This is a genomic window from Actibacterium sp., from assembly GCF_041584535.1.
GTDB lineage: Bacteria > Pseudomonadota > Alphaproteobacteria > Rhodobacterales > Rhodobacteraceae > Actibacterium_D.
This window is the reverse complement of sequence record NZ_JBFHDW010000012.1, coordinates 1-18,363: the sequence shown is the minus strand read 5'-3', so window position 1 is coordinate 18,363 and position 18,363 is coordinate 1. Positions and strand designations below refer to the sequence as shown.

The 18,363-nt window shown below is 61.4% G+C and carries 18 protein-coding genes; 8 read left to right on the top strand and 10 right to left on the bottom strand.

What is annotated here, in order from left to right; genetic code table 11:
* The first annotated feature begins 28 nt into the window (after positions 1 to 28).
* Complete coding sequence (locus tag ABYW26_RS01355) at positions 29 to 748, top strand: NYN domain-containing protein (RefSeq protein WP_372602890.1); 720 nt, start codon at positions 29 to 31, stop codon at positions 746 to 748.
* Here ABYW26_RS01355 and ABYW26_RS01350 read toward each other — a convergent pair.
* Positions 745 to 1,368, bottom strand: a complete 624-nt coding sequence (locus ABYW26_RS01350; RefSeq protein WP_372602889.1) for a TetR/AcrR family transcriptional regulator — start codon at positions 1,366 to 1,368, stop codon at positions 745 to 747. The two genes, ABYW26_RS01355 and ABYW26_RS01350, sit on opposite strands and share 4 nt — an antisense overlap.
* 127 nt (positions 1,369 to 1,495) lie before the next feature.
* Between ABYW26_RS01350 and mbfA the strand changes: the two genes are divergently transcribed.
* A complete protein-coding gene (gene mbfA, locus ABYW26_RS01345; protein ID WP_372602891.1) occupies positions 1,496 to 2,473 on the top strand; it encodes an iron exporter MbfA in 978 nt (325 codons plus the stop codon).
* On the opposite strand, the gene ABYW26_RS01340 is transcribed toward mbfA, so the two are convergent.
* Entirely contained in the window at positions 2,470 to 2,805 is a 336-nt protein-coding gene (locus tag ABYW26_RS01340) for an AzlD domain-containing protein (protein WP_372602888.1), read from the bottom strand. The genes mbfA and ABYW26_RS01340 overlap by 4 nt on opposite strands.
* Positions 2,802 to 3,512, bottom strand: a complete 711-nt coding sequence (locus ABYW26_RS01335; RefSeq protein ID WP_372602887.1) for an AzlC family ABC transporter permease — start codon at positions 3,510 to 3,512, stop codon at positions 2,802 to 2,804. The genes ABYW26_RS01340 and ABYW26_RS01335 overlap by 4 nt, the downstream gene beginning before the upstream one ends.
* A 97-nt stretch (positions 3,513 to 3,609) precedes the next feature.
* Here ABYW26_RS01335 and mobA point away from each other — a divergent pair, with 97 nt between their 5' ends.
* The gene (mobA, locus tag ABYW26_RS01330; RefSeq protein ID WP_372602886.1) at positions 3,610 to 4,212 is read left to right on the top strand and encodes a molybdenum cofactor guanylyltransferase MobA; all 603 of its coding nucleotides are present in this window, start codon (positions 3,610 to 3,612) and stop codon (positions 4,210 to 4,212) included.
* On the top strand, positions 4,212 to 4,709 hold the full coding sequence (gene mobB, locus ABYW26_RS01325; RefSeq protein ID WP_372602885.1) for a molybdopterin-guanine dinucleotide biosynthesis protein B: 498 nt from the start codon (positions 4,212 to 4,214) through the stop codon (positions 4,707 to 4,709). Before mobA ends, mobB begins: the two co-directional genes overlap by 1 nt.
* Before the next feature lie 3 nt (positions 4,710 to 4,712).
* On the opposite strand, the gene ABYW26_RS01320 is transcribed toward mobB, so the two are convergent.
* Together ABYW26_RS01320 and greA are read right to left on the bottom strand one after the other, a co-directional pair.
* Entirely contained in the window at positions 4,713 to 5,726 is a 1,014-nt protein-coding gene (locus ABYW26_RS01320; protein ID WP_372602884.1) for a hypothetical protein, read from the bottom strand.
* 25 nt (positions 5,727 to 5,751) lie between these two features.
* Positions 5,752 to 6,222 carry a transcription elongation factor GreA gene (gene greA, locus ABYW26_RS01315; protein ID WP_372602883.1) on the bottom strand — a complete coding sequence of 157 codons (471 nt, stop codon included), beginning with the start codon at positions 6,220 to 6,222 and terminating at the stop codon, positions 5,752 to 5,754.
* Positions 6,223 to 6,464: 242 nt separating this feature from the next.
* Between greA and ABYW26_RS01310 the strand changes: the two genes are divergently transcribed.
* Together ABYW26_RS01310 and ABYW26_RS01305 are read left to right on the top strand one after the other, a co-directional pair.
* Complete coding sequence (locus ABYW26_RS01310; protein WP_372602881.1) at positions 6,465 to 8,114, top strand: electron transfer flavoprotein-ubiquinone oxidoreductase; 1,650 nt, start codon at positions 6,465 to 6,467, stop codon at positions 8,112 to 8,114.
* Between the two features lie 12 nt (positions 8,115 to 8,126).
* The gene (locus ABYW26_RS01305) at positions 8,127 to 8,555 is read left to right on the top strand and encodes an acyl-CoA thioesterase (RefSeq protein ID WP_372602880.1); all 429 of its coding nucleotides are present in this window, start codon (positions 8,127 to 8,129) and stop codon (positions 8,553 to 8,555) included.
* A gap of 190 nt (positions 8,556 to 8,745) precedes the next feature.
* Here ABYW26_RS01305 and ABYW26_RS01300 read toward each other — a convergent pair whose 3' ends face one another.
* Entirely contained in the window at positions 8,746 to 11,535 is a 2,790-nt protein-coding gene (locus ABYW26_RS01300) for a bifunctional aconitate hydratase 2/2-methylisocitrate dehydratase (protein ID WP_372602879.1), read from the bottom strand.
* A 448-nt stretch (positions 11,536 to 11,983) separates the two neighbouring features.
* On the opposite strand from ABYW26_RS01300, the gene ABYW26_RS01295 reads away from it, so the two are divergent.
* Complete coding sequence (locus ABYW26_RS01295; protein ID WP_372602878.1) at positions 11,984 to 13,174, top strand: NAD(P)-binding domain-containing protein; 1,191 nt, start codon at positions 11,984 to 11,986, stop codon at positions 13,172 to 13,174.
* Between the two features lie 32 nt (positions 13,175 to 13,206).
* Here the strand turns inward: ABYW26_RS01295 and ABYW26_RS01290 are convergent, their stop codons facing one another.
* Together ABYW26_RS01290 and ABYW26_RS01285 are read right to left on the bottom strand one after the other, a co-directional pair.
* Entirely contained in the window at positions 13,207 to 13,830 is a 624-nt protein-coding gene (locus tag ABYW26_RS01290) for a DUF1993 family protein (RefSeq protein WP_372602877.1), read from the bottom strand.
* A 56-nt stretch (positions 13,831 to 13,886) separates the two neighbouring features.
* Positions 13,887 to 14,828: a LysR substrate-binding domain-containing protein gene (locus ABYW26_RS01285; RefSeq protein WP_372602876.1), complete on the bottom strand. Its 942-nt coding sequence runs from the start codon at positions 14,826 to 14,828 to the stop codon at positions 13,887 to 13,889.
* 97 nt (positions 14,829 to 14,925) lie between these two features.
* On the opposite strand from ABYW26_RS01285, the gene ilvD reads away from it, so the two are divergent.
* Entirely contained in the window at positions 14,926 to 16,770 is a 1,845-nt protein-coding gene (gene ilvD, locus ABYW26_RS01280; protein ID WP_372602874.1) for a dihydroxy-acid dehydratase, read from the top strand.
* 66 nt (positions 16,771 to 16,836) lie between these two features.
* Here the strand turns inward: ilvD and ABYW26_RS01275 are convergent, their stop codons facing one another.
* Both ABYW26_RS01275 and ABYW26_RS01270 read right to left on the bottom strand, forming a co-directional pair.
* Complete coding sequence (locus ABYW26_RS01275) at positions 16,837 to 17,871, bottom strand: pentapeptide repeat-containing protein (protein ID WP_372602873.1); 1,035 nt, start codon at positions 17,869 to 17,871, stop codon at positions 16,837 to 16,839.
* Positions 17,868 to 18,233: a response regulator gene (locus ABYW26_RS01270; protein ID WP_372602872.1), complete on the bottom strand. Its 366-nt coding sequence runs from the start codon at positions 18,231 to 18,233 to the stop codon at positions 17,868 to 17,870. The genes ABYW26_RS01275 and ABYW26_RS01270 overlap by 4 nt, the downstream gene beginning before the upstream one ends.
* Positions 18,234 to 18,363 lie beyond the last annotated feature (130 nt).

Here is an 18,363-nt window from a genome sequence, read left to right as displayed (position 1 = left end):
CCCTTCGCACACCACAGGTAAAACCTCTATGCCCCGCCCTGACGTCCCGCTTTTGGCGGTTCTCATCGACGCCGACAATATCCCGGCCAAACATGCCGAAGCGATCCTGAACGAGATCACCTCGTTCGGGGAACCGGCGCTGCGCCGGGTTTACGGTGACTGGAAATCGCCGCATCTGGGCGACTGGTCGTCCAAGGTGCGCGAACTGGGCCTTGTCGCTTATCAGGAAACCTCGAACACCAAAGGCAAGAATGCCAGCGACATCGGGCTGGTGATCGACGCGATGGATATCCTGCACACCGGTCGGTTCGACGGGTTTGTTCTGGTGTCCTCGGACAGCGATTTCACCCGCCTTGCCAGCCGCATTCGCGAGCAGGGGCTTGAGGTGATCGGCATCGGCGAAGGCAAGACCCCGGTCAGCCTGCGCAATGTCTGCAACCGCTTTGTCCTGATCGAAAACATCGTCGATGAACCGGCCCCCACCCCGCAAAAAGGCGCGCCCGAGGTCAAATCCGGCAAGCGCCCGCCGCAGGATGCGATCGAGCTGATCCAGCGCGCGATGGACAAGATCAACCAAGAGGACGAATGGTATCCGCTGGGCCAGCTGGGCCAGTATATCACGGCCGAAAACCCGGACTTCGACACCCGCAGCTACGGCAAGCGCAAGCTAAGCGATCTGGTCAAGGTATTGAAAAGGTTCGAAACCCGGCAGGTCGGCAACCAGTTGGAAGTGCGGCGTCTGGACTAGGCGCGCGGGCCGTAGCAGGCCATGAACATGCGAACAGCGCCCTGAATGACCCGGTCGATCTCGGTCTGGGTGAATTTGCTTTGCACGCCGAAAACCAGCTTGGAAAACAGGTCGGCCTTGCACAATTCGGCAAACTGATCCGAGGCCAGTTCGAAATCGTCGATCTCAAGCGCGCCGCGTTCTGCGGCGTCGCGGAAATAGATCGCCAGCTGCTCGCGCACATGGCGCGGGCCCGAGGCATAGAACATCTGCCCCAGCTCGGGAAAGCGATCGCTTTCGGCGACGGCAAGCCGATAGACGCTTTGACCGAAATTCGACAGCAGGAAGCCAAGGAAATGCTGGGCCGCGGTTTCAAGCGCGTGTTCAACCGGGGCGTTGGGGTCGATCAGGTCCAGCGCGCGGCGCGACTGGATCAGGCATTCGCTGCGGGTGACTTCGAGAAACAGCAGCCGCTTGTCGGGGAAATAGCTGTAAAGCGTGGCCTTCGACACCCCGGCAGCGCGGGCTATGTCATCGACACTGGCGCCCTCATAGCCGTCGCGCATGAAAATATCGCGGGCGCCTTCAAGCACCTGATCGAATTTGCGTCCTTTGCGGATCTTCTCGGCCAATGCAGTCATGCCATCGCCTCCTGCCGTTAATTATAAACTACCCAGTTCAGTTTCGGCAAGCATGCGACCGCATTACATCTTGATGCTGCCCCGTGAGGGAATAGGTTTGTCGCACTTACAGAAAGAAATGACCGCCATGATTCCCGGTATGAACACCAAGCGCCGCTTTTCCGATCTGTCCGATCAGGAGGTTGTGGCGCTGGCGATTTCGTCTGAAGAGGACGATGCCCGCATCTATCGCACCTATGCAGAGAACCTGCGGGGCGAGTTTCCCGACTCGGCCAAGATTTTCGACGGCATGGCCGAAGAAGAAGACGAACATCGCCGCCTGCTGATCGAGCTGCACCAGAAACGTTTCGGCAAGCTGATCCCGCTGATCCGGCGCGAACACGTCACGGGGTTTTATTCGCGGCGTCCGGCATGGCTGGTGCAGAACCTTGGCATCGAAAAAATGCGCGACGAGGCCGAGATGATGGAGCGCACGGCGCAGCGGTTCTATGAATCTGCTGCCGCCCGGACGCAGGATGCCGAGACCCGCAAGCTGTTGGGCGATCTGGCCGCCGCCGAGGCCGGGCATACCCATGCCGCCGATCATCTGGTGCAGGAACATCTGGGCGTCGAAGAACGCGAGATCGAGGCCCGCACCGCGCATCGGCAATTCGTGCTGACCTGGGTTCAGCCCGGTCTGGCCGGGTTGATGGATGGTTCGGTGTCGACCCTTGCGCCGATTTTCGCCACCGCCTTTGCCACGCAGAACACCTGGACGACCTTCCTTGTGGGCCTTGCGGCCTCGGTCGGGGCGGGGATTTCGATGGGCTTTACCGAGGCGGCGTCGGATGACGGTTCGATCTCGGGGCGGGGATCGCCGCTGAAACGCGGGATCGCTGCGGGGGTCATGACCACGCTGGGCGGGCTGGGGCATGCGCTGCCCTATCTGATCCCGCATTTCTGGACCGCGACGACCATCGCCATGATCGTGGTGTTCGTGGAACTGTGGGCGATTGCATGGATTCAGAAGAAATACATGGATACGCCGTTCCTGCGCGCCGCGTTGCAGGTGGTTGCCGGCGGGGCTTTGGTCTTTGCCGCCGGGGTGTTGATCGGCAGCGGCTAGGCGATCAGGAACAGCATCAGATACAATGTGCCTGCCCCGCAGAGGATCGCCAACAGCACCTTGCGGGTCAGGACGCCGACCGCCAACGTGACAAAGGCCGCAGCCAGACGCGCGGGGTCGGTCTGGCCTCCGGTCGCGGCGGGCCACAGGACCAGCGGCGCAATCAGCCCCGGCAGAACCGCCACCGCCGTATAGCGCAGGTGCCGCAGCACCCACTCGGGCAGTTGCCGGTTGCCGATCAGCCCCAGAAACGAGAACCGGATCACAAAGGTGCCGATCCCCAGCGCGATGATCGTCAGCCAGATCGTGCCGGTATCCAGATCGCCGCTCATGCCATCCGCCCCTTGGTCCACAGCTCGACCTGAGCCCCGGTGATCATTGCCGCCAGCGCCGCGATCAGTAGGCCCGAGTTATAGGGCAGGAACGCCAGCGCCAGCGCCACCGCGACCGACGTTGTCGCCGCTGCCACATGCGCCACGGTGCGCAGGCCGGGGGCGACCAGCGCCAGAAAGGTGATCGGAATGGCGAAATCCAGTGCGAATGACGGCGGAATGCTTTTCCCGACCAGCGCGCCGACCAGCGTCAGCAGATACCAGTTCGGACAGATCGGTGCGACGATGCCGAAATAATAGGCCACCTTTTGCTGGAGGGTCATCTGTGGCTCGGTGTCGAATTTGACCGCGCCGACCGCATAGGACTGATCCACCAGAAAATAGGCCATCAAGGCCCGCTTCCACAGCGGCGCCGCGCCCAGATGTGGCACCAAAGCCGCCGAATACATCGCCATCCGCAGGTTCACCGCCAGCGCCGTCGCCAACACGATCAGGGTCGGCGCATTGTCGGACAGCAGTTGCACCGCCGCGAATTGCGAGGCTCCGGCGATGACCAGAATGGAAAAGCCCATGACCTCGACGATGTTCAGGCCCGCCTCGGTGCCGACCACGCCGAACAACAGGCCAAACGGCCCGACCACCAGAACAAATGGTGCTCCGTCGCGCACGCCGCGCCAAAAGTAGGATTTCGCGGTGGTTCCCGGCATTTCCCGCCCCTAGACTAGACCCCGTAGTTTCGCCATTACGGCAGCAGACTGTGCGATGCAAACATCGTGGCAGGTGACGCAGCGACAGGTTCGGACCATGCAGCCAATCGGATTAATCCTTGCCGGCGGACAAGCCAGCCGTATGGGCGGGCGCGACAAGGCGCTGTTGCCCTTGGCCGGGCGGCCTTTGCTGGCGCATGTGCTGGACCGGCTTGAACCGCAAGTGGCCCGCGTCGCGCTCAGCGCCGCCGGGGATGCCGCACGTTTTGAACGCTTTGGCCTGCCGGTGCTGAAAGACGCAGGCAATGATCCCGCCGGGCCTTTGGCGGGCATTTTGGCCGGGCTGGAGTTTGCCGCAACGCAGGGCGCCGATCATATCGTGACCGTCGCCGTCGATACGCCGTTCTTTCCCGGCGATCTGGTGCCGCAGTTGCTGCTGGCCGCCGAGAGTGCCGGAACACCGATCGCATTGGCCGCCAGTCATGGCAACCTGCACCCGGTGTTCGGGCTGTGGCCTGTGGCGCTGCGCGACGATCTGAGGGCGGCTCTGGCGGCGGGCACACGCCGGGTGCGGGTCTGGGCGCAGGATCAGGGCATGGCGCGGGCCGAGTTCCCGGCGCCGGGGCTGGACCCGTTCTTTAATATCAACACGCCGGACGATCTGGCACAGGCGCAGGCCTTGCTGACAGGGGTAAAGTGATGCGGATTTATGGGGTTGTCGGATACAAGAATGCAGGGAAAACCGGGCTGGTCGAACGTCTGGTGACCGAAATCACCGGGCGCGGCTTTTCGGTTTCGACCATCAAACACGCCCATCATCAATTCGATCTGGATCGTCCCGGCAAGGACAGCTTTCGCCACCGCGAGGCCGGTGCCCGCGAGGTTCTGCTGGCCACCGGTCGCCGCTGGGTTCTGATGCATGAGATGCGGGACGAGCCCGAGCCGACGCTGGACGAACTGCTGTCGCGGCTGGCCCCTGTCGATCTGGTGTTGATCGAAGGCTACAAGCGCGATCAGCATCCCAAGGTCGAGGCCCACCGCGCCGAAACCGGAAACCCGTTGATCGCACACGAGGAACAGACTGTGCGCGCCGTGGCCAGCGACGTGCCCTTGCCGGGCTTGCAGGTGCCGGTGTTCGATCTGGATGACACCGCTGCCGTGGCGGATTTCATCCTGACGCAGGTCGGGCTGGTCTAAGCCTTAGTCGAAGGTGCCCGACACCCGACCTAACAGCATGAACGCCCGCGCGGTGCGGGTTTCGGCCAGATCGTTCAGATCCTGATCGCTGGCGCTGGGTTCGAATTCGGTCAGGGTGCGGTCGAATTGGCGCAGGAAATGATGCGCGGCATCGCGGAAAATCGGGTCCTGACGCATCCGGCCTGCGGTCAGCGCCAGACAGGACCGATCCCGCACGCCCCCCAGCGCCGCAACGGTGGCACCGCGTTCGCCTTGGGCGAATTTGCGCCAGACCTCGGGCCGGGCGCGGTCGGGCCGCAGGTCGTCCATATAGATGCCATCCTGGCTAAGCAGGGTCAGCACATCCTGCGCCGAGCGCACCAGCTTGGCCGCCAGCCGGTCCTGCAACGCCATGCGCAGGGCGCGAAAGCCATCCTTGTCCTCGGCGGTTTCCGGGAAATTCAGGGCGCGGATGAAATCTTCGGCGGGCAGGGGCGGCGCCAGTTCCTCGGCCGGGGTTCCCAGCGCCAGAAGCGGCTGATCGCTGTCGCCGGTCTTGGCCGGGCTTGGCGTCGGCTGCGGCGCCGGGCGGACGCGGCTGCTGGCAAAGGTCGCAATCGCGGTTTCGGCCTGTTTTTGCGCGGCGGCGATTTCATCCAGCTTTTTCTCGACCGTCGGGCGCACGCCCATATTCGCGGATTGCTGCTGCTGGATATAGGTGTGGCGCATCGCGTCGATCGCCGCCTGCAGGCGGGCCGATTCCTCGCGCATGATCTTGGCGCTTTTCACCGCCGAGGTGCCGACCCAGATCAGGGCGACCGGCATGACGACCGCCAGAAAGGTCAGCAAAAAGGTGATCGGATCAACCCGCAGACCGCCGCCATCGCCCTTGGCAAAGCCGAAAAACGCGACCGAGGCGAACAGCCAGATCACGCTGAGCACCAAGGCGACCAAATCGGCCGGCGCAAAGCCGTCCTTTTTGCCCTTGCGGCCATAAATGCCGAGCTCAATCGGCGTTTCTTGCTTTTTCTCTGCCATGTCGGAACGGGCCCGGCCTCACGCCTTAGACGTAGCGGATGCTCAGAACCTCATAGCTCTTTTCTCCGCCGGGAGTCTTAACCTCAACACTGTCACCTTCCTCTTTGCCAATCAAGGCACGGGCCAGCGGCGAGCGGATGTTCAGCAAGCCCTTTTCGATGTCAGCTTCGGCTTCGCCTACGATTTGATAGGTTTTTTCCTCGTCGGTATCCTCATCGACCAGATTCACCGTCGCGCCGAACTTGATCGAGCCCGACAATTTCGCCGGATCGATGACATCGGCCAGCGACAACAGGCCTTCGACCTCTTTGATCCGGCCTTCGATAAAGCTCTGTTTCTCACGGGCGGCGTGATATTCGGCATTTTCCGAAAGGTCGCCATGTTCGCGCGCTTCGGCAATGGCTTTGATCACGGCGGGACGTTCCACCGATTTCAAATTCTTCAGTTCAGCCTCAAGCGCGGTCGCACCCGCGCGGGTCATCGGTATCTTTTCCATCGCACTCATCGAACATTAGCAAATGGCGCGACCAGAGCGGCGCGCCATTCGGTTAGGATTTCCTCACCTGACCCGACGGACGCAAGGAATGCAAGTGCCTGTAACGTCAGAAGGACAGTGTTGCCGCGACTTAACGAAATTCAGGACGGCTTTCAATTGACGCTTGTCGCTGCGCTGCGGTAACGCTGTTGCAACGCAAATACACCGAAAATGGCGAAATAAGCCGTTCGAAAGGGGATATGATGTCAGCGATTGAACGCGAGTCGATGGAATATGATGTTGTGATTGTTGGTGCTGGGCCTGCGGGTCTGAGTGCTGCGATCCGATTGAAGCAGCTGGATGCGGATCTGAATGTTGTTGTGCTTGAGAAGGGGTCCGAGGTTGGGGCGCATATTCTGTCGGGGGCGGTTCTGGACCCCTGCGGTCTGGATGCGCTGATCCCGGACTGGAAGGCCAGGGGCGCGCCGCTGAACGTGCCGGTGCAGGCGGATAATTTCTATATGCTGGGGGCTGCGGGCAAGATCCGTGTGCCGAACTGGCCGATGCCGCCCTTGATGAACAACCACGGCAATTACATCGTCTCGATGGGCAATGTTTGCCGCTGGATGGCCGAGCAGGCCGAGGAGATGGGCGTCGAGGTGTTCCCCGGCATGTCCTGTTCCGAACTGGTTTACGGCGATGCGGGCGAAGTCAAAGGCGTGATCGCCGGCGAGTTCGGCAAGAATGCCGATGGCACGCCGGGGCCGGGCTATGAGCCGGGGATGGTGCTGTATGGCAAATACGTGCTGCTGGGCGAGGGGGTGCGCGGGTCTCTGTCGAAAGAGGTGATCGCGAAATACGACCTGTCGGCCGGGCATTCGCCGCAGAAATACGGGCTGGGCATGAAAGAGATCTGGGAGATCGACCCGGCCAAGCACCAGCTTGGGACGGTGACCCATACGATGGGCTGGCCGCTGGGCAAGAATGCCGGCGGTGGGTCGTTCATTTACCATTTGGAAAACAATCAGGTTTATGTCGGATTCGTGGTGCACCTGAACTACGAGAACCCGTATCTGAACCCGTATATGGAATTCCAGCGGTTCAAGCATCACCCGATGGTGGCCGCGCTGCTGAAGGGCGGCAAACGGGTGGCTTACGGCGCCCGGGCGATTTCCGAGGGCGGCTGGCAGTCGCTGCCGAAACTGACCTTTCCGGGCGGTGCCTTGCTGGGCTGCTCGGCGGGGATGGTGAACGTGCCGCGGATCAAGGGCAACCATAACGCCATGCTGTCGGGCAAGGCGGCGGCCGAGGCTGCGCATGCGGCGCTTGTGGCGGGGCGGTCGGGCGATGATCTGTCTGGCTATGAGGATGCGGTGCGCAAGGGGCCGATCGGCAAGGACCTGCGGCCGGTGCGCAACGTCAAGCCGCTGTGGTCGAAATACGGGTTGCTGACCAGCCTTGGTCTGGGCGGGTTCGACATGTGGACGAACAGCCTGCTGGGGCTGTCGCTTTTGGGCACGCTCAAGCATGGCAAGACCGATGCGGCGGCGACGGGCGAGGCGGCGAAGTTCAAGCCGATCGACTATCCCAAGCCGGACGGCACGCTGAGCTTTGACCGTCTGACCAACGTCAGCTTTGCGATGACCAACCACGAGGAAAGCCAGCCCTGCCACCTGCGGCTGAGCGACCCGGATGTGCCGATCAAGGTGAACCTGCCGAAATACGCCGAACCGGCGCAACGCTATTGCCCGGCCGGGGTCTATGAGGTGCTTGAGGGCGAGGACGGCCCGCGGTTCCAGATCAACTTCCAGAACTGCGTGCATTGCAAAACCTGCGATATCAAGGACCCAAGCCAGAACATCACATGGACAACACCCCAAGGCGGTGACGGCCCGAACTATCCGAATATGTGAGGAACCAACGAGATGGATGTAAGACGGGTTGGAAAGACGGTCGAGATCACGCGGACCGTCCCATTCGGCGATTGTGACCCGGCCGGCATCGCCTACACCGGCAAGATCACGAACTATGCGGTTGAGGCGCTGGATGAATTCTGGAAGTTCGCGCTGGACGGTCCCGGCTGGTTCGAGATGAATGTCGATCAGGGTTTTGGCACCCCGTTCGTCAGTTTCAAGATGGAATTCAGCGGACCGATCACGCCGCGCGAAAAGCTTTTGCTACGGGTCAGTGTTTCGCGGCAAGGGGTGACGTCGATCAGCTTTCAGGTTGACGCCTTTCAGGCGGGCGCGCCGAAATTCAGCTCGGAAATGATCTGTGTGTTCGCTCACAAGCAGACGCTGGAAAAGCGCACGCCGCCGGACTGGGTGCAGCGCGGAATTGATTCATACCTTTAAGGGGTCTGAATTTTCTGACCGGGAGCAGCGCGTTCCGGCCATGAGAGAACGGCGATTCAGCACGGACATCGCTGCCAATTTGAACATTGCCGGATCGACAAAAAGGGGCGCCACAGATTTCTGTGACGCCCCTTTGACTGTTTGAACCGTGGCCCCCGTCCGCAGTCAGGGGCCAGCGCTGTTGCCGCTCTTAGAAGTGGGCCGAGCGCGTGGTGGCCGGGATTTCCTTCGGCGGCGAGAACTTGGTCAGGTCGATGCCTTCGACAGCGGCCTTGTATTCTTCCAGGTTGGGCGTGCGGCCCAGGATGGCCGACAGAACCACGACCGGGGTCGAGGCCAGCAGCGATTCACCCTTCTTCTCGGACGAGTCTTCCACGACGCGGCCCTGGAACAGGCGGGTCGAGGTGGCCAGAACGGTGTCGCCTTTTTCTGCTTTTTCCTGGTTCCCCATGCACAGGTTACAGCCCGGGCGTTCGAGATACAGGATGTTCTCGTATTCGGTGCGGGCCTTGGCCTTGGGCATCAGGTCGTCGAATTCAAAGCCGGAATAGCGTTCCAGGATTTCCCAGTCGCCTTCGGCCTTCAGCTCGTCGATGATGTTATAGGTCGGGGCTGCGACCACCAGCGGTGCCTTGAACTCGACCTTGCCTTGCGACTTTTCGAGGTTCTTCAGCATCTGGGCCACGATCTTCATATCGCCCTTGTGCACCATGCACGACCCGACGAAACCCAGATCCACTTTCTTGTTGCCGCCGTAATAGGAAACGGGGCGGATCGTGTCGTGGGTATAGCGCTTGGAGACGTCGTCGTTGTTGACGTCCGGGTCGGCGATCATCGGCTCGACGATTTCGTCCAGATCGACGACGACCTCGGCGAAATATTTGGCGTTTGCGTCCGGGGTCAGGGCGGGTTTTTCACCCGACTTGATCTCGTTGATGCGCTTGTCGGCTTTGTCGATCAGGCCTTGCAGGGTCTGAGCTTCGTTATCCATGCCCTTGTCGATCATGATCTGGATGCGCGATTTGGACAGCTCAAGCGAGCCGATCAGCGTGTCGTCATTCGAGATACAGATCGAGGCCTTGGCCTTCATCTCGGCGGTCCAGTCGGTGAAGGTAAAGGCTTGGTCGGCCAGCAGGGTGCCGATGTGAACTTCGATGATCCGGCCCTGGAAGACGTTGTCACCGTGCTGTTTCAGCATCTGCGCCTGCGTGGCGTGGACCACATCGCGGAAGTCCATCCAGTCGGCCATTTTGCCTTTGAAGGTCACCTTGACCGATTCCGGGATCGGCATGGTGGCTTCGCCAGTGGCCAGCGCCAGCGCCACGGTGCCCGAGTCGGCCCCGAAGGCAACGCCTTTGGACATGCGGGTGTGGCTGTCGCCGCCGATGATGATGTCCCAATCCGACACGGTGATGTCGTTCAGCACCTTGTGGATGACGTCGGTCATGGCGTGATATTCGCCCTTGGGATCACGCGCGGTGATCAGGCCGAACTTGTTCATAAAGGCCATCAGGCGCGGGATGTTGGCCTGAGCTTTCAGGTCCCAAACCGACGCGGTGTGACAGCCCGATTGGTAACCGGCATCGACCGACGGCGAGATCACGGTGGCCGCCATCGCCTCAAGTTCCTGAGCGGTCATCGGGCCGGTGGTGTCCTGCGAGCCAACAACGTTCACCTTGACGCGGACGTCCGAACCAGCGTGCAGAACCTTGCCCGGCGTCACGCCACGGGCGTTGCGGTTGAAAATCTTTTCAACGGCGGTCAGGCCCTGACCTTCGATCGAGACCTCTTTCGACGGCGCATAGGCGGATTTCAGTTCCTGACCCAGCGTCTCGGCGGCGAGCGTCTGCAGCTTCTTGCCGAACACGACCGCATAGGACCCGCCGGCCTTGATGAACTCGACCTTTTGCGGGGTCAGCGACGACTTGATATCGACCAGTTCGTTGCCATCGGCATCATACAGTTTTTGGGTCTTGGTGTTGATGGTCAGAACCTTGCCGGTTTCGACCGAATAGACCTGCTCCAGCATCGGGTCGCCATTGGCGTCCAGAACCGGGTTGCCATCAGCGTCCAGCTTCTTGACCCAGTTTTTCAGGTCGATGCCGATGCCGCCGGTCACGCCAACGGTGGTCAGGAAGATCGGCGAGATGCCGTTGGTGCCAGCCACGATCGGGGCAATGTTGACGAACGGAATATAGGGGCTGCCTTGTTTGCCGGTCCACAGTGCAACGTTGTTGACGCCCGACATCCGCGACGAGCCCACGCCCATCGTGCCTTTTTCGGCGATCAGCATGACCCGTGCGTCGGGGTGCAGTTTTTGCAGGGCGCGAATTTCGTCCTGGGCTTCGGGGGTGATCATGCACTTGCCGTGCAGTTCACGGTCAGCGCGCGAGTGCGCCTGATTGCCCGGCGACAGAAGGTCGGTCGAAATGTCGCCTTCGGCGGCGATAAAGGTGACGACTTTGATCTCTTCTTCGATTTCCGGAAGCTGGGTAAAGAACTCGGCCTTGGCGTAGCTTTCCAGAATGTCCTTGGCGACTGCATTGCCAGCCTTGTAGGCAGCGGTGAGTCGGTCGGTGTTGGCCTCATAGAGGAACACCTGAGTCTTCAGAACGTCGGCGGCTTGGCTGGCGATCGCGGCGTCATCGCCAAGGGCCAGATCCAGCAGCACGTCAACCGACGGGCCGCCTTTCATGTGCGACAGCTGTTCAAAAGCGAAGGTCGGAGTAATTTCCTCGACGACGGCTTCGCCCAGAATGATCTCTTTCAGGAACTGGGCCTTCACGCCTGCGGCGCTGGTCGTGCCGGGCAGGGTATTGTAGATAAAGAAGTTAAGGGAATCTTCCCGATACTCGTTCCCAAGATCTTTGATCTGCGAGATGAGCTCGGCGACAAGCGCACCATCGTCAATAGGCTTCGGGTGCAAGCCTTGCTCTTTGCGAGCGTCAATTTCTTTAAGGTAGTCTGTGTACAAGCTCATGACGATCCCTACGGTGTTGTGTTAGAGAAAACCCGAGCGGCGGGTCGCAGGAATTGCTGCTGAACCGGCGTTCGGGCTTACTGTATGCTGTTGTATACTATTGGGGCCGGGGTGACAAGATGCTCGACAGTGGACCGGTGTCCCAAATGTGCTGTCGCCCCAAGTGTTACGTTGCATAATGACCAATGACATCTGCCGCAGATTCCCCAAGCCAATATACACCAATCGATTCCCTTGTCGCGGATAGATGACAGGCGCTTGCGTTTGGAAACACCAACCCCGACACGCATTGGGCCGGGCGGTGCAATGCACGGCGGCATCCTTTGTCCTTGTCTGTATTTCGGGCCTTCAGCGTCCAGCGGCCGGAAAAGCATTCCTTGCTAACGGGGCCGTTCTGGCGTCCTGTCAGGCTTGGATCGGGTGAGGTGGGGGCGGGACAATGACGAATATGGATACGATTGTAATCGGTGCGGGGCAGGCCGGATTGTCGGTCAGCCACGAACTGACCCAGCGCGGCGTGTCGCATGTGGTGCTGGAGCGTGGCCAGATTGGCGAGTCCTGGCGCCGCCGCTGGGACAATTTCTGTCTTGTCACGCCGAATTGGGCCACGCGCCTTCCGGGGTTTCCCTATGCCGGCGACGATCCCGACGGATACATGCCTCGTGATCAGGTCGTCGCCCATCTGGAAGCCTATGCCGACAGCTTTGGCGCGCCGGTCAGCACCGGGGTTCAGATCACCTCGGTCTCGAAAGACGGGGATGGGTTTCACATCCAGACCGATCAGGGCGACTATTCCTGCGCGAACCTTGTCGTGTCGACCGGCGCCTTTCAAAAGCCGTTTCTGCCGAAAGGGGCCGAGACCCTGCCAGAGGGGCTGGCGACGCTGACCCTGCACGATTACCACAACCCCGAAAGCCTGCCTGACGGCGATGTGCTGATCATCGGCAGCGGCCAATCGGGGTGCCAGATCGCCGAGGAACTGAACGAGGCCGGGCGCAAGGTGACCCTTGCCTGTGGGCGGGTGGCGTGGGCGCCGCGCAGCTTTGGCGGCAAGGACCTGTTCTGGTGGGTCGTCGAATCCGGTTTCGCCGACCAGAAATTCAGCGATGTTCCCCCGGCGGCCCGACTTGCCGGGAATGTTCTGGCGTCCGGCCATCACGGCGGCCACGACGTCAATCTGGCCCTGATTCAGGCGCAGGGCGTGGAACTGGTCGGCCGCTTTACCGGCGCCGAGGGCGACACCGCGCGGTTCGCGGATAACCTTGACGAATGCAATGATTTCTCGAACGCCCGCTATGCCGATTTGCAGGCGTTTTTCACGCCCACGGCCAAGGCTCAGGACATTCAGATCGACTATCCCGCGCCCTGCCATCTGACCGGCAGCGCCCGGACCGAAATCGACCTGACCGAATTCGGTTCGGTCCTGTTCACCGGCGGCTTCCGGCCGGATTATCGCAGCTGGTTGCCGTGGGACGACGCGTTCGACGACGACGGGTTTGCCAGGCATACCAACGGTAAATCCGACACGGTTGAGGGCCTGTGGTTCGTGGGGCTGCATTTTCTGCGGACCCGCAAATCGGCGCTATTGGTCGGCGTGGGCGAGGATGCTATCGCGGTCGCGGAACAGATCGCGGGCTAGGCCCGCCCCCTGTTTGCGCCGCGCCCGCTGGCCTAGAAACCACCGATGAAATCGTCCAGTTTCGAGGTGGGAACGCCGTTGAGGCGAAGGATATTGAACGCCGTTGTGTGGTGGAAAAAGATATTCGGCAGTGTGAAACCCTGAAAATACTGAACCCCGGTCAAGGTCAGGCTTTCCGCCCCGATCGGGAAGGTGATCACGCGATCATAGCCCGCATTCACCGCACCCGGATCGACGCTTTCAATAAAGGCGACGGTCGCCGCGATCCGCGATTTCATCTCGGCCTCGGTTCCGACGGCTTCGGGGATGTCGGGAAGCTCTAGCCCGGCCAGCCGCGCCGTGCCCCGGAACGCATGATTTGTCGTCGCTTTCACCTGCTCGGAAAAGCTCCACATGTCGGGCTGCAAGCGGGCCGTGAACAGAATTTCGGGGGCAAAGTTCCGGGCCTCGGCATTCGCCACCGCCTTTTCGATCAGGTTGACCTGCGCGACCAGCAGCTTGCGATAGACAGGCACCGAGGCCTGATACAGAGAAAATGACATGGGAAATACCTTAAAGGGCGAGATGATCTCGGATTTCTTGCGGTCGTGATCGGGTCGAAAGCAGGCGCGGAACAGGCCGGAAAACGCGCAAGTCGCGGCCTCTGGGCGCAGCATACGCCAGTCGGGGCGAAAGATAGTGGGAAAAATACGGGCGTGCTGGACCCGCCCGGTCAAAGCCGCGCGGGTCTTGTCACCATGGGATGCGTGGCGACAAGGCTGGCGTCCTCGGCCATGGCAAGGAAATTGGTCAGCGTCGGCGCGGTGTCGTCCTTGCGCCAGACGACGCCGGTTTCCAGCAGTGGCGCGTCGCCGGCCAGATCCAGATAGCTTACCCCGGCCCGCGCCAGATTGCGCAGTGACGCCGGAACCAGCGCGATGCCCATGCCCGCCGACACAAGGCTGATGATCGTCTGCATTTGGATCGCGTGTTGCACGACATGGGCGGTGCCGCCGCAGGCGGTGTAATAGCCGGTGACCAGATCGTGAAATGACGGCGCGGCGCGGCGCGGAAACAGGATCAGCGGAGATGAGATCACCGCCTCGGGCGTCAGAGGCTGGCCTTCGGGGAAACGGCCCTCGGTTAGCCATTGTTCCGGCACGGCGGCGATAAGCGGCTCGCGCAGCAAGGTGCGATAGGCAAAGCCCGACAATTCGGCCTCAGACCCGGGAATGATGATGCCCGCCTGCACCCGGCCTTCGGCCAGCGCGGTCAATTGGGTGTCGGTGGTGGCCTCGGTCAGCGACAGCGCGACCTTGGGGTAAAGCTGGCGAAAGCGGTGCACCAGCGCCGGCAGAATGCTGTAATCGGCGGTCGACACGAAAGACAGGTCCAGCCGCCCGGCCACGCCTTTCTGGATCGCGTCGGCCACGCCCGCCAGCGCGTCGATTTCCGCCAGCGCCTGTCGCACATGGACCAGCCAATCAGCCCCGAACGGGGTCAGGGCCACGCTGCGGCGGGTGCGCTCGAACAGCGGTGCGCCAAGGCTGCGCTCAAGCGCCTGAATGGATTGGCTCAGCGGCGGCTGGGTCATCCCCAGCCGGTCCGCCGCCCGCCCGAAATGCAGCGTTTCCGCGACGGCCACGAAATGGCGCAGCTTGCGCACGTCCATCATTCATATCCTCAGCGACCTAATAGGCTTCGAATAATATATTTCACGCCAGAATTCCAGTCGGATAAAATCCGCGCGTTCCAGACACCGGGAGAAAAAGATGCCGTATTACCGTTCCAGAACCAGCACCCATGGCCGCAACATGGCCGGCGCCCGTGGCCTTTGGCGCGCCACTGGCATGAAAGACGACGATTTCGGCAAGCCGATCATCGCCATCGTCAACAGCTTTACTCAATTCGTTCCCGGCCACGTCCACCTGAAGGATCTGGGTCAGCTTGTCGGTGCCGAGGTCGAAAAGGCCGGCGGCGTGGCCAAGGAATTCAACACCATCGCCGTTGATGACGGCATCGCCATGGGCCATGACGGTATGCTGTATTCGCTGCCCTCGCGCGAGATCATCGCCGACAGCGTCGAATATATGGTCAACGCCCATTGCGCCGACGCGATGGTCTGTATCTCGAACTGCGACAAGATCACCCCCGGCATGATGATGGCCGCCATGCGCCTGAACATTCCGACGATCTTTGTGTCCGGCGGCCCGATGGAAGCGGGCAAGATCGACATCAAGGATCTGGACATGAAGACCATCGACCTTGTCGATGCGATGGTTGCCGCCGCCAGCGACAGCTTTACCGACGAGCAGGTCCAGCACATCGAAGAAAACGCCTGTCCGACCTGCGGGTCGTGCTCGGGGATGTTCACCGCGAACTCGATGAACTGTCTGGCCGAGGCGCTGGGTCTGGCGCTGCCGGGAAATGGCTCGACACTGGCCACCCATGCCGACCGCAAGGGCCTGTTCCTTGAGGCCGGGCGCCGCATCGTCGACATCACCAAGCGTTATTATGAGAACGAGGAAACAGGCCTGCTGCCGCGCGAAGTCGCGACGTTCGAGGCCTTCCAGAACGCCATGAGTCTGGACATCGCCATGGGCGGTTCGACCAACACGGTTCTGCACCTGCTGGCCATCGCCAACGAGGGCGAAGTCAACTTTACCATGGATGACATCGACCACCTGTCGCGCAAGGTTCCCTGCCTGTGCAAGGTCGCGCCGAACATTCAGAACGTGCATATGGAAGACGTGCATCGCGCCGGTGGTATCTTCTCGATCCTTGGCGAACTGTCCCGCGCCGGTCTGCTGAACGACGATTGCAGCACCGTCCATTCCAGCACCATGGGCGAGGCAATCGCCCGTTGGGACATCAAGATCGCCAACAACCCCGATGCCGAAACCCTGTTCAAGGCGGCCCCCGGCGGCGTGCGCACCACGCAGGCCTTCAGCACCGAGAACCGCTACAAGGATCTGGACACCGACCGCCAGAACGGCGTGATCCGCTCGAAAGAGCACGCGTTCAGTCAGGATGGCGGGCTTGCGGTTCTGTTCGGAAATATCGCCGAGGATGGCTGTATCGTGAAAACCGCCGGCGTCGATGCGTCGATCCTGCAATTCACCGGCACCGCGCATGTCTGCGAAAGTCAGGATACTGCCGTCAGCGATATCCTGACCGGCAAGGTCAAAGAGGGCGACGTGGTGGTGATCCGCTATGAAGGCCCGCGCGGCGGGCCGGGGATGCAGGAGATGCTGTATCCGACCAGCTATCTGAAATCGAAAGGGCTGGGCAAAGCCTGTGCTTTGCTGACCGATGGCCGGTTCTCGGGCGGCACCTCGGGTCTGTCGATTGGTCACGTCTCGCCCGAAGCGGCCGAGGGTGGCACCATCGGTCTGGTCGAAAAAGGCGACACGATCGAAATCGACATCCCGAACCGCCGCATCCACCTTGCCGTGTCTGACGAGGTTCTGGCCCAACGCCGCGCCGCCCGCGATGCGGCTGGCTGGGTGCCCGCCGAGACGCGCAAGCGCAAGGTCTCCAGCGCGCTGAAGGCCTATGCGGCGATGACCACATCGGCCTCGAAAGGCGCGGTGCGCGACGTAAGCGTGCTGAAGTAAACCGACCGATTGGCCGCATCAGGACCTTCGGGTGTTGATGCGGCCAGGGTCGGCGGCAGCGGCGGCCTAGCTTCGCCGGGCGATGGTGTTGGCGAGAATGGCCAGCAACAGCCCAAGGGTGAAATACCCGACCACGACTTCGCTGATGACCAGCATTTCGCCAAACAGGCTGTTCGCCGTGACGTCGCCAAACCCCAGCGTCGTATAGGTCACCACGGAATAATAGAACGGCGTGAACCATGTTTCCGCCGAGCTGGAATAATCCATGATGCCCCAGCCCAAGGCCATGTCAAAGCAATAGAACAGGCCATAGCTCATCGCGATGAGAAAGGCGTAGAACGAAACCTTCATCAGGCTGCGGCCGTGATCGATCAGGCCCCAGGCGCGGAACAGCAGTTGCTCCAGCCGTTTGACGGGGCCGGGGGGCATGGTCTGGATCGACCGGAACAGCGTGTCGATATAATCCTGATCCCTAGCGTCCCGGACAAACAGCGCGTTGCCATAGGTGCTGTCGATCCCGCGCACGCCGTAATAGCAACCGACCAGATCCTTGAAGGTCCCGTATTTGATATGGGTGACATTGGCGTCCGTCAGCTGGGCGAAATGAAAATGCGCGCCGGTGACATTCGCCCCGGTCAGGTTCACCCCCGACATGTCGCAATGCGAGAAATTACAGCCTCTCAGGTCGGCATCCGCCAGATTGGCCCCGCGCAGGTTCGCGCCGCGAAAATCACCGCCCCGGCAGGACGAGGCCGAAAGATCAGCCCCTTGCAGATCGGCCTCTTGCAGGGTCGCGCCGGTCAGGTCGGCCTTATACAGCGCGGTGCCCTGCATCTTGGACATGGACAGATCAGCCAGTGCCAGCCGCGCCTTTTTCAAATTGGCGCGTGTCAGGTCCGCCTTGAAGAAATCGGCCCGCGTCAGGTCGACCTCGGACAGGTCAGCCCCGGCCAGATCGGCCTCGGACAGGTCGGCCTTGTGCAAGGCATCGGGGCGCGCGGCAAGGCCTGCCTTGGCGCTGGCAAAGGCGGTGGCATCGGCGATCCGAATGCCAGCGGGCTCGGTTCCGGTGTCTTCGGCGTCGCGCGTCAAGATCGTCACGATCCCAGAAAGGACGAGATCTTGTCGAGCAGGCGGGCCAGATCGACGGGTTTGGTGTCATAGTCGTCACAGCCGGCGTCGATTGCCTTGTCGCGGTCGCCGGTCATCGCGTGGGCGGTCAGGGCAATGATCGGAATCCCGCTGGTTGCTTCATTGCCTTTCAGGTGCCGCGCCGCTTCCCAGCCGTCCATGACCGGCAGGCTCATATCCAGCAGGATCAGGTCGGGCATTTCAGCCCCGGCCATTTCGACGCCCTGCTTGCCGTCGAAGGCCATGATGACCTCGTAGCCACGTTTCTTGAGACGCCGGGACAGCATATCCCGGTTCATCTCGTTGTCTTCAACCAACAGAATCCTCGACATATTCACCCCTGTTCCACGTTCCGGCCCCACCCTAGCCGCGTTCTTGATTCCACTCAAACACTTGCCACGTCGGTCCCCGTGGCCAACAGGCGTTCGACCAGCTTGCGCAGATGCATTTCAACCATTGCAT

What these genes read in the sequence shown, in the direction of transcription:
- ABYW26_RS01355 (WP_372602890.1), top strand. Translation starts at nt 29, where the DNA reads ATGCCCCGCCCTGACGTCCCGCTTTTGGCGGTTCTCATCGACGCCGAC.
- ABYW26_RS01350 (WP_372602889.1), bottom strand. Translation starts at nt 1,368, where the DNA reads ATGACTGCATTGGCCGAGAAGATCCGCAAAGGACGCAAATTCGATCAG.
- mbfA (WP_372602891.1), top strand. Translation starts at nt 1,496, where the DNA reads ATGATTCCCGGTATGAACACCAAGCGCCGCTTTTCCGATCTGTCCGAT.
- ABYW26_RS01340 (WP_372602888.1), bottom strand. Translation starts at nt 2,805, where the DNA reads ATGAGCGGCGATCTGGATACCGGCACGATCTGGCTGACGATCATCGCG.
- ABYW26_RS01335 (WP_372602887.1), bottom strand. Translation starts at nt 3,512, where the DNA reads ATGCCGGGAACCACCGCGAAATCCTACTTTTGGCGCGGCGTGCGCGAC.
- mobA (WP_372602886.1), top strand. Translation starts at nt 3,610, where the DNA reads ATGCAGCCAATCGGATTAATCCTTGCCGGCGGACAAGCCAGCCGTATG.
- mobB (WP_372602885.1), top strand. Translation starts at nt 4,212, where the DNA reads ATGCGGATTTATGGGGTTGTCGGATACAAGAATGCAGGGAAAACCGGG.
- ABYW26_RS01320 (WP_372602884.1), bottom strand. Translation starts at nt 5,726, where the DNA reads ATGGCAGAGAAAAAGCAAGAAACGCCGATTGAGCTCGGCATTTATGGC.
- greA (WP_372602883.1), bottom strand. Translation starts at nt 6,222, where the DNA reads ATGGAAAAGATACCGATGACCCGCGCGGGTGCGACCGCGCTTGAGGCT.
- ABYW26_RS01310 (WP_372602881.1), top strand. Translation starts at nt 6,465, where the DNA reads ATGTCAGCGATTGAACGCGAGTCGATGGAATATGATGTTGTGATTGTT.
- ABYW26_RS01305 (WP_372602880.1), top strand. Translation starts at nt 8,127, where the DNA reads ATGGATGTAAGACGGGTTGGAAAGACGGTCGAGATCACGCGGACCGTC.
- ABYW26_RS01300 (WP_372602879.1), bottom strand. Translation starts at nt 11,535, where the DNA reads ATGAGCTTGTACACAGACTACCTTAAAGAAATTGACGCTCGCAAAGAG.
- ABYW26_RS01295 (WP_372602878.1), top strand. Translation starts at nt 11,984, where the DNA reads ATGGATACGATTGTAATCGGTGCGGGGCAGGCCGGATTGTCGGTCAGC.
- ABYW26_RS01290 (WP_372602877.1), bottom strand. Translation starts at nt 13,830, where the DNA reads ATGCTGCGCCCAGAGGCCGCGACTTGCGCGTTTTCCGGCCTGTTCCGC.
- ABYW26_RS01285 (WP_372602876.1), bottom strand. Translation starts at nt 14,828, where the DNA reads ATGATGGACGTGCGCAAGCTGCGCCATTTCGTGGCCGTCGCGGAAACG.
- ilvD (WP_372602874.1), top strand. Translation starts at nt 14,926, where the DNA reads ATGCCGTATTACCGTTCCAGAACCAGCACCCATGGCCGCAACATGGCC.
- ABYW26_RS01270 (WP_372602872.1), bottom strand. Translation starts at nt 18,233, where the DNA reads ATGTCGAGGATTCTGTTGGTTGAAGACAACGAGATGAACCGGGATATG.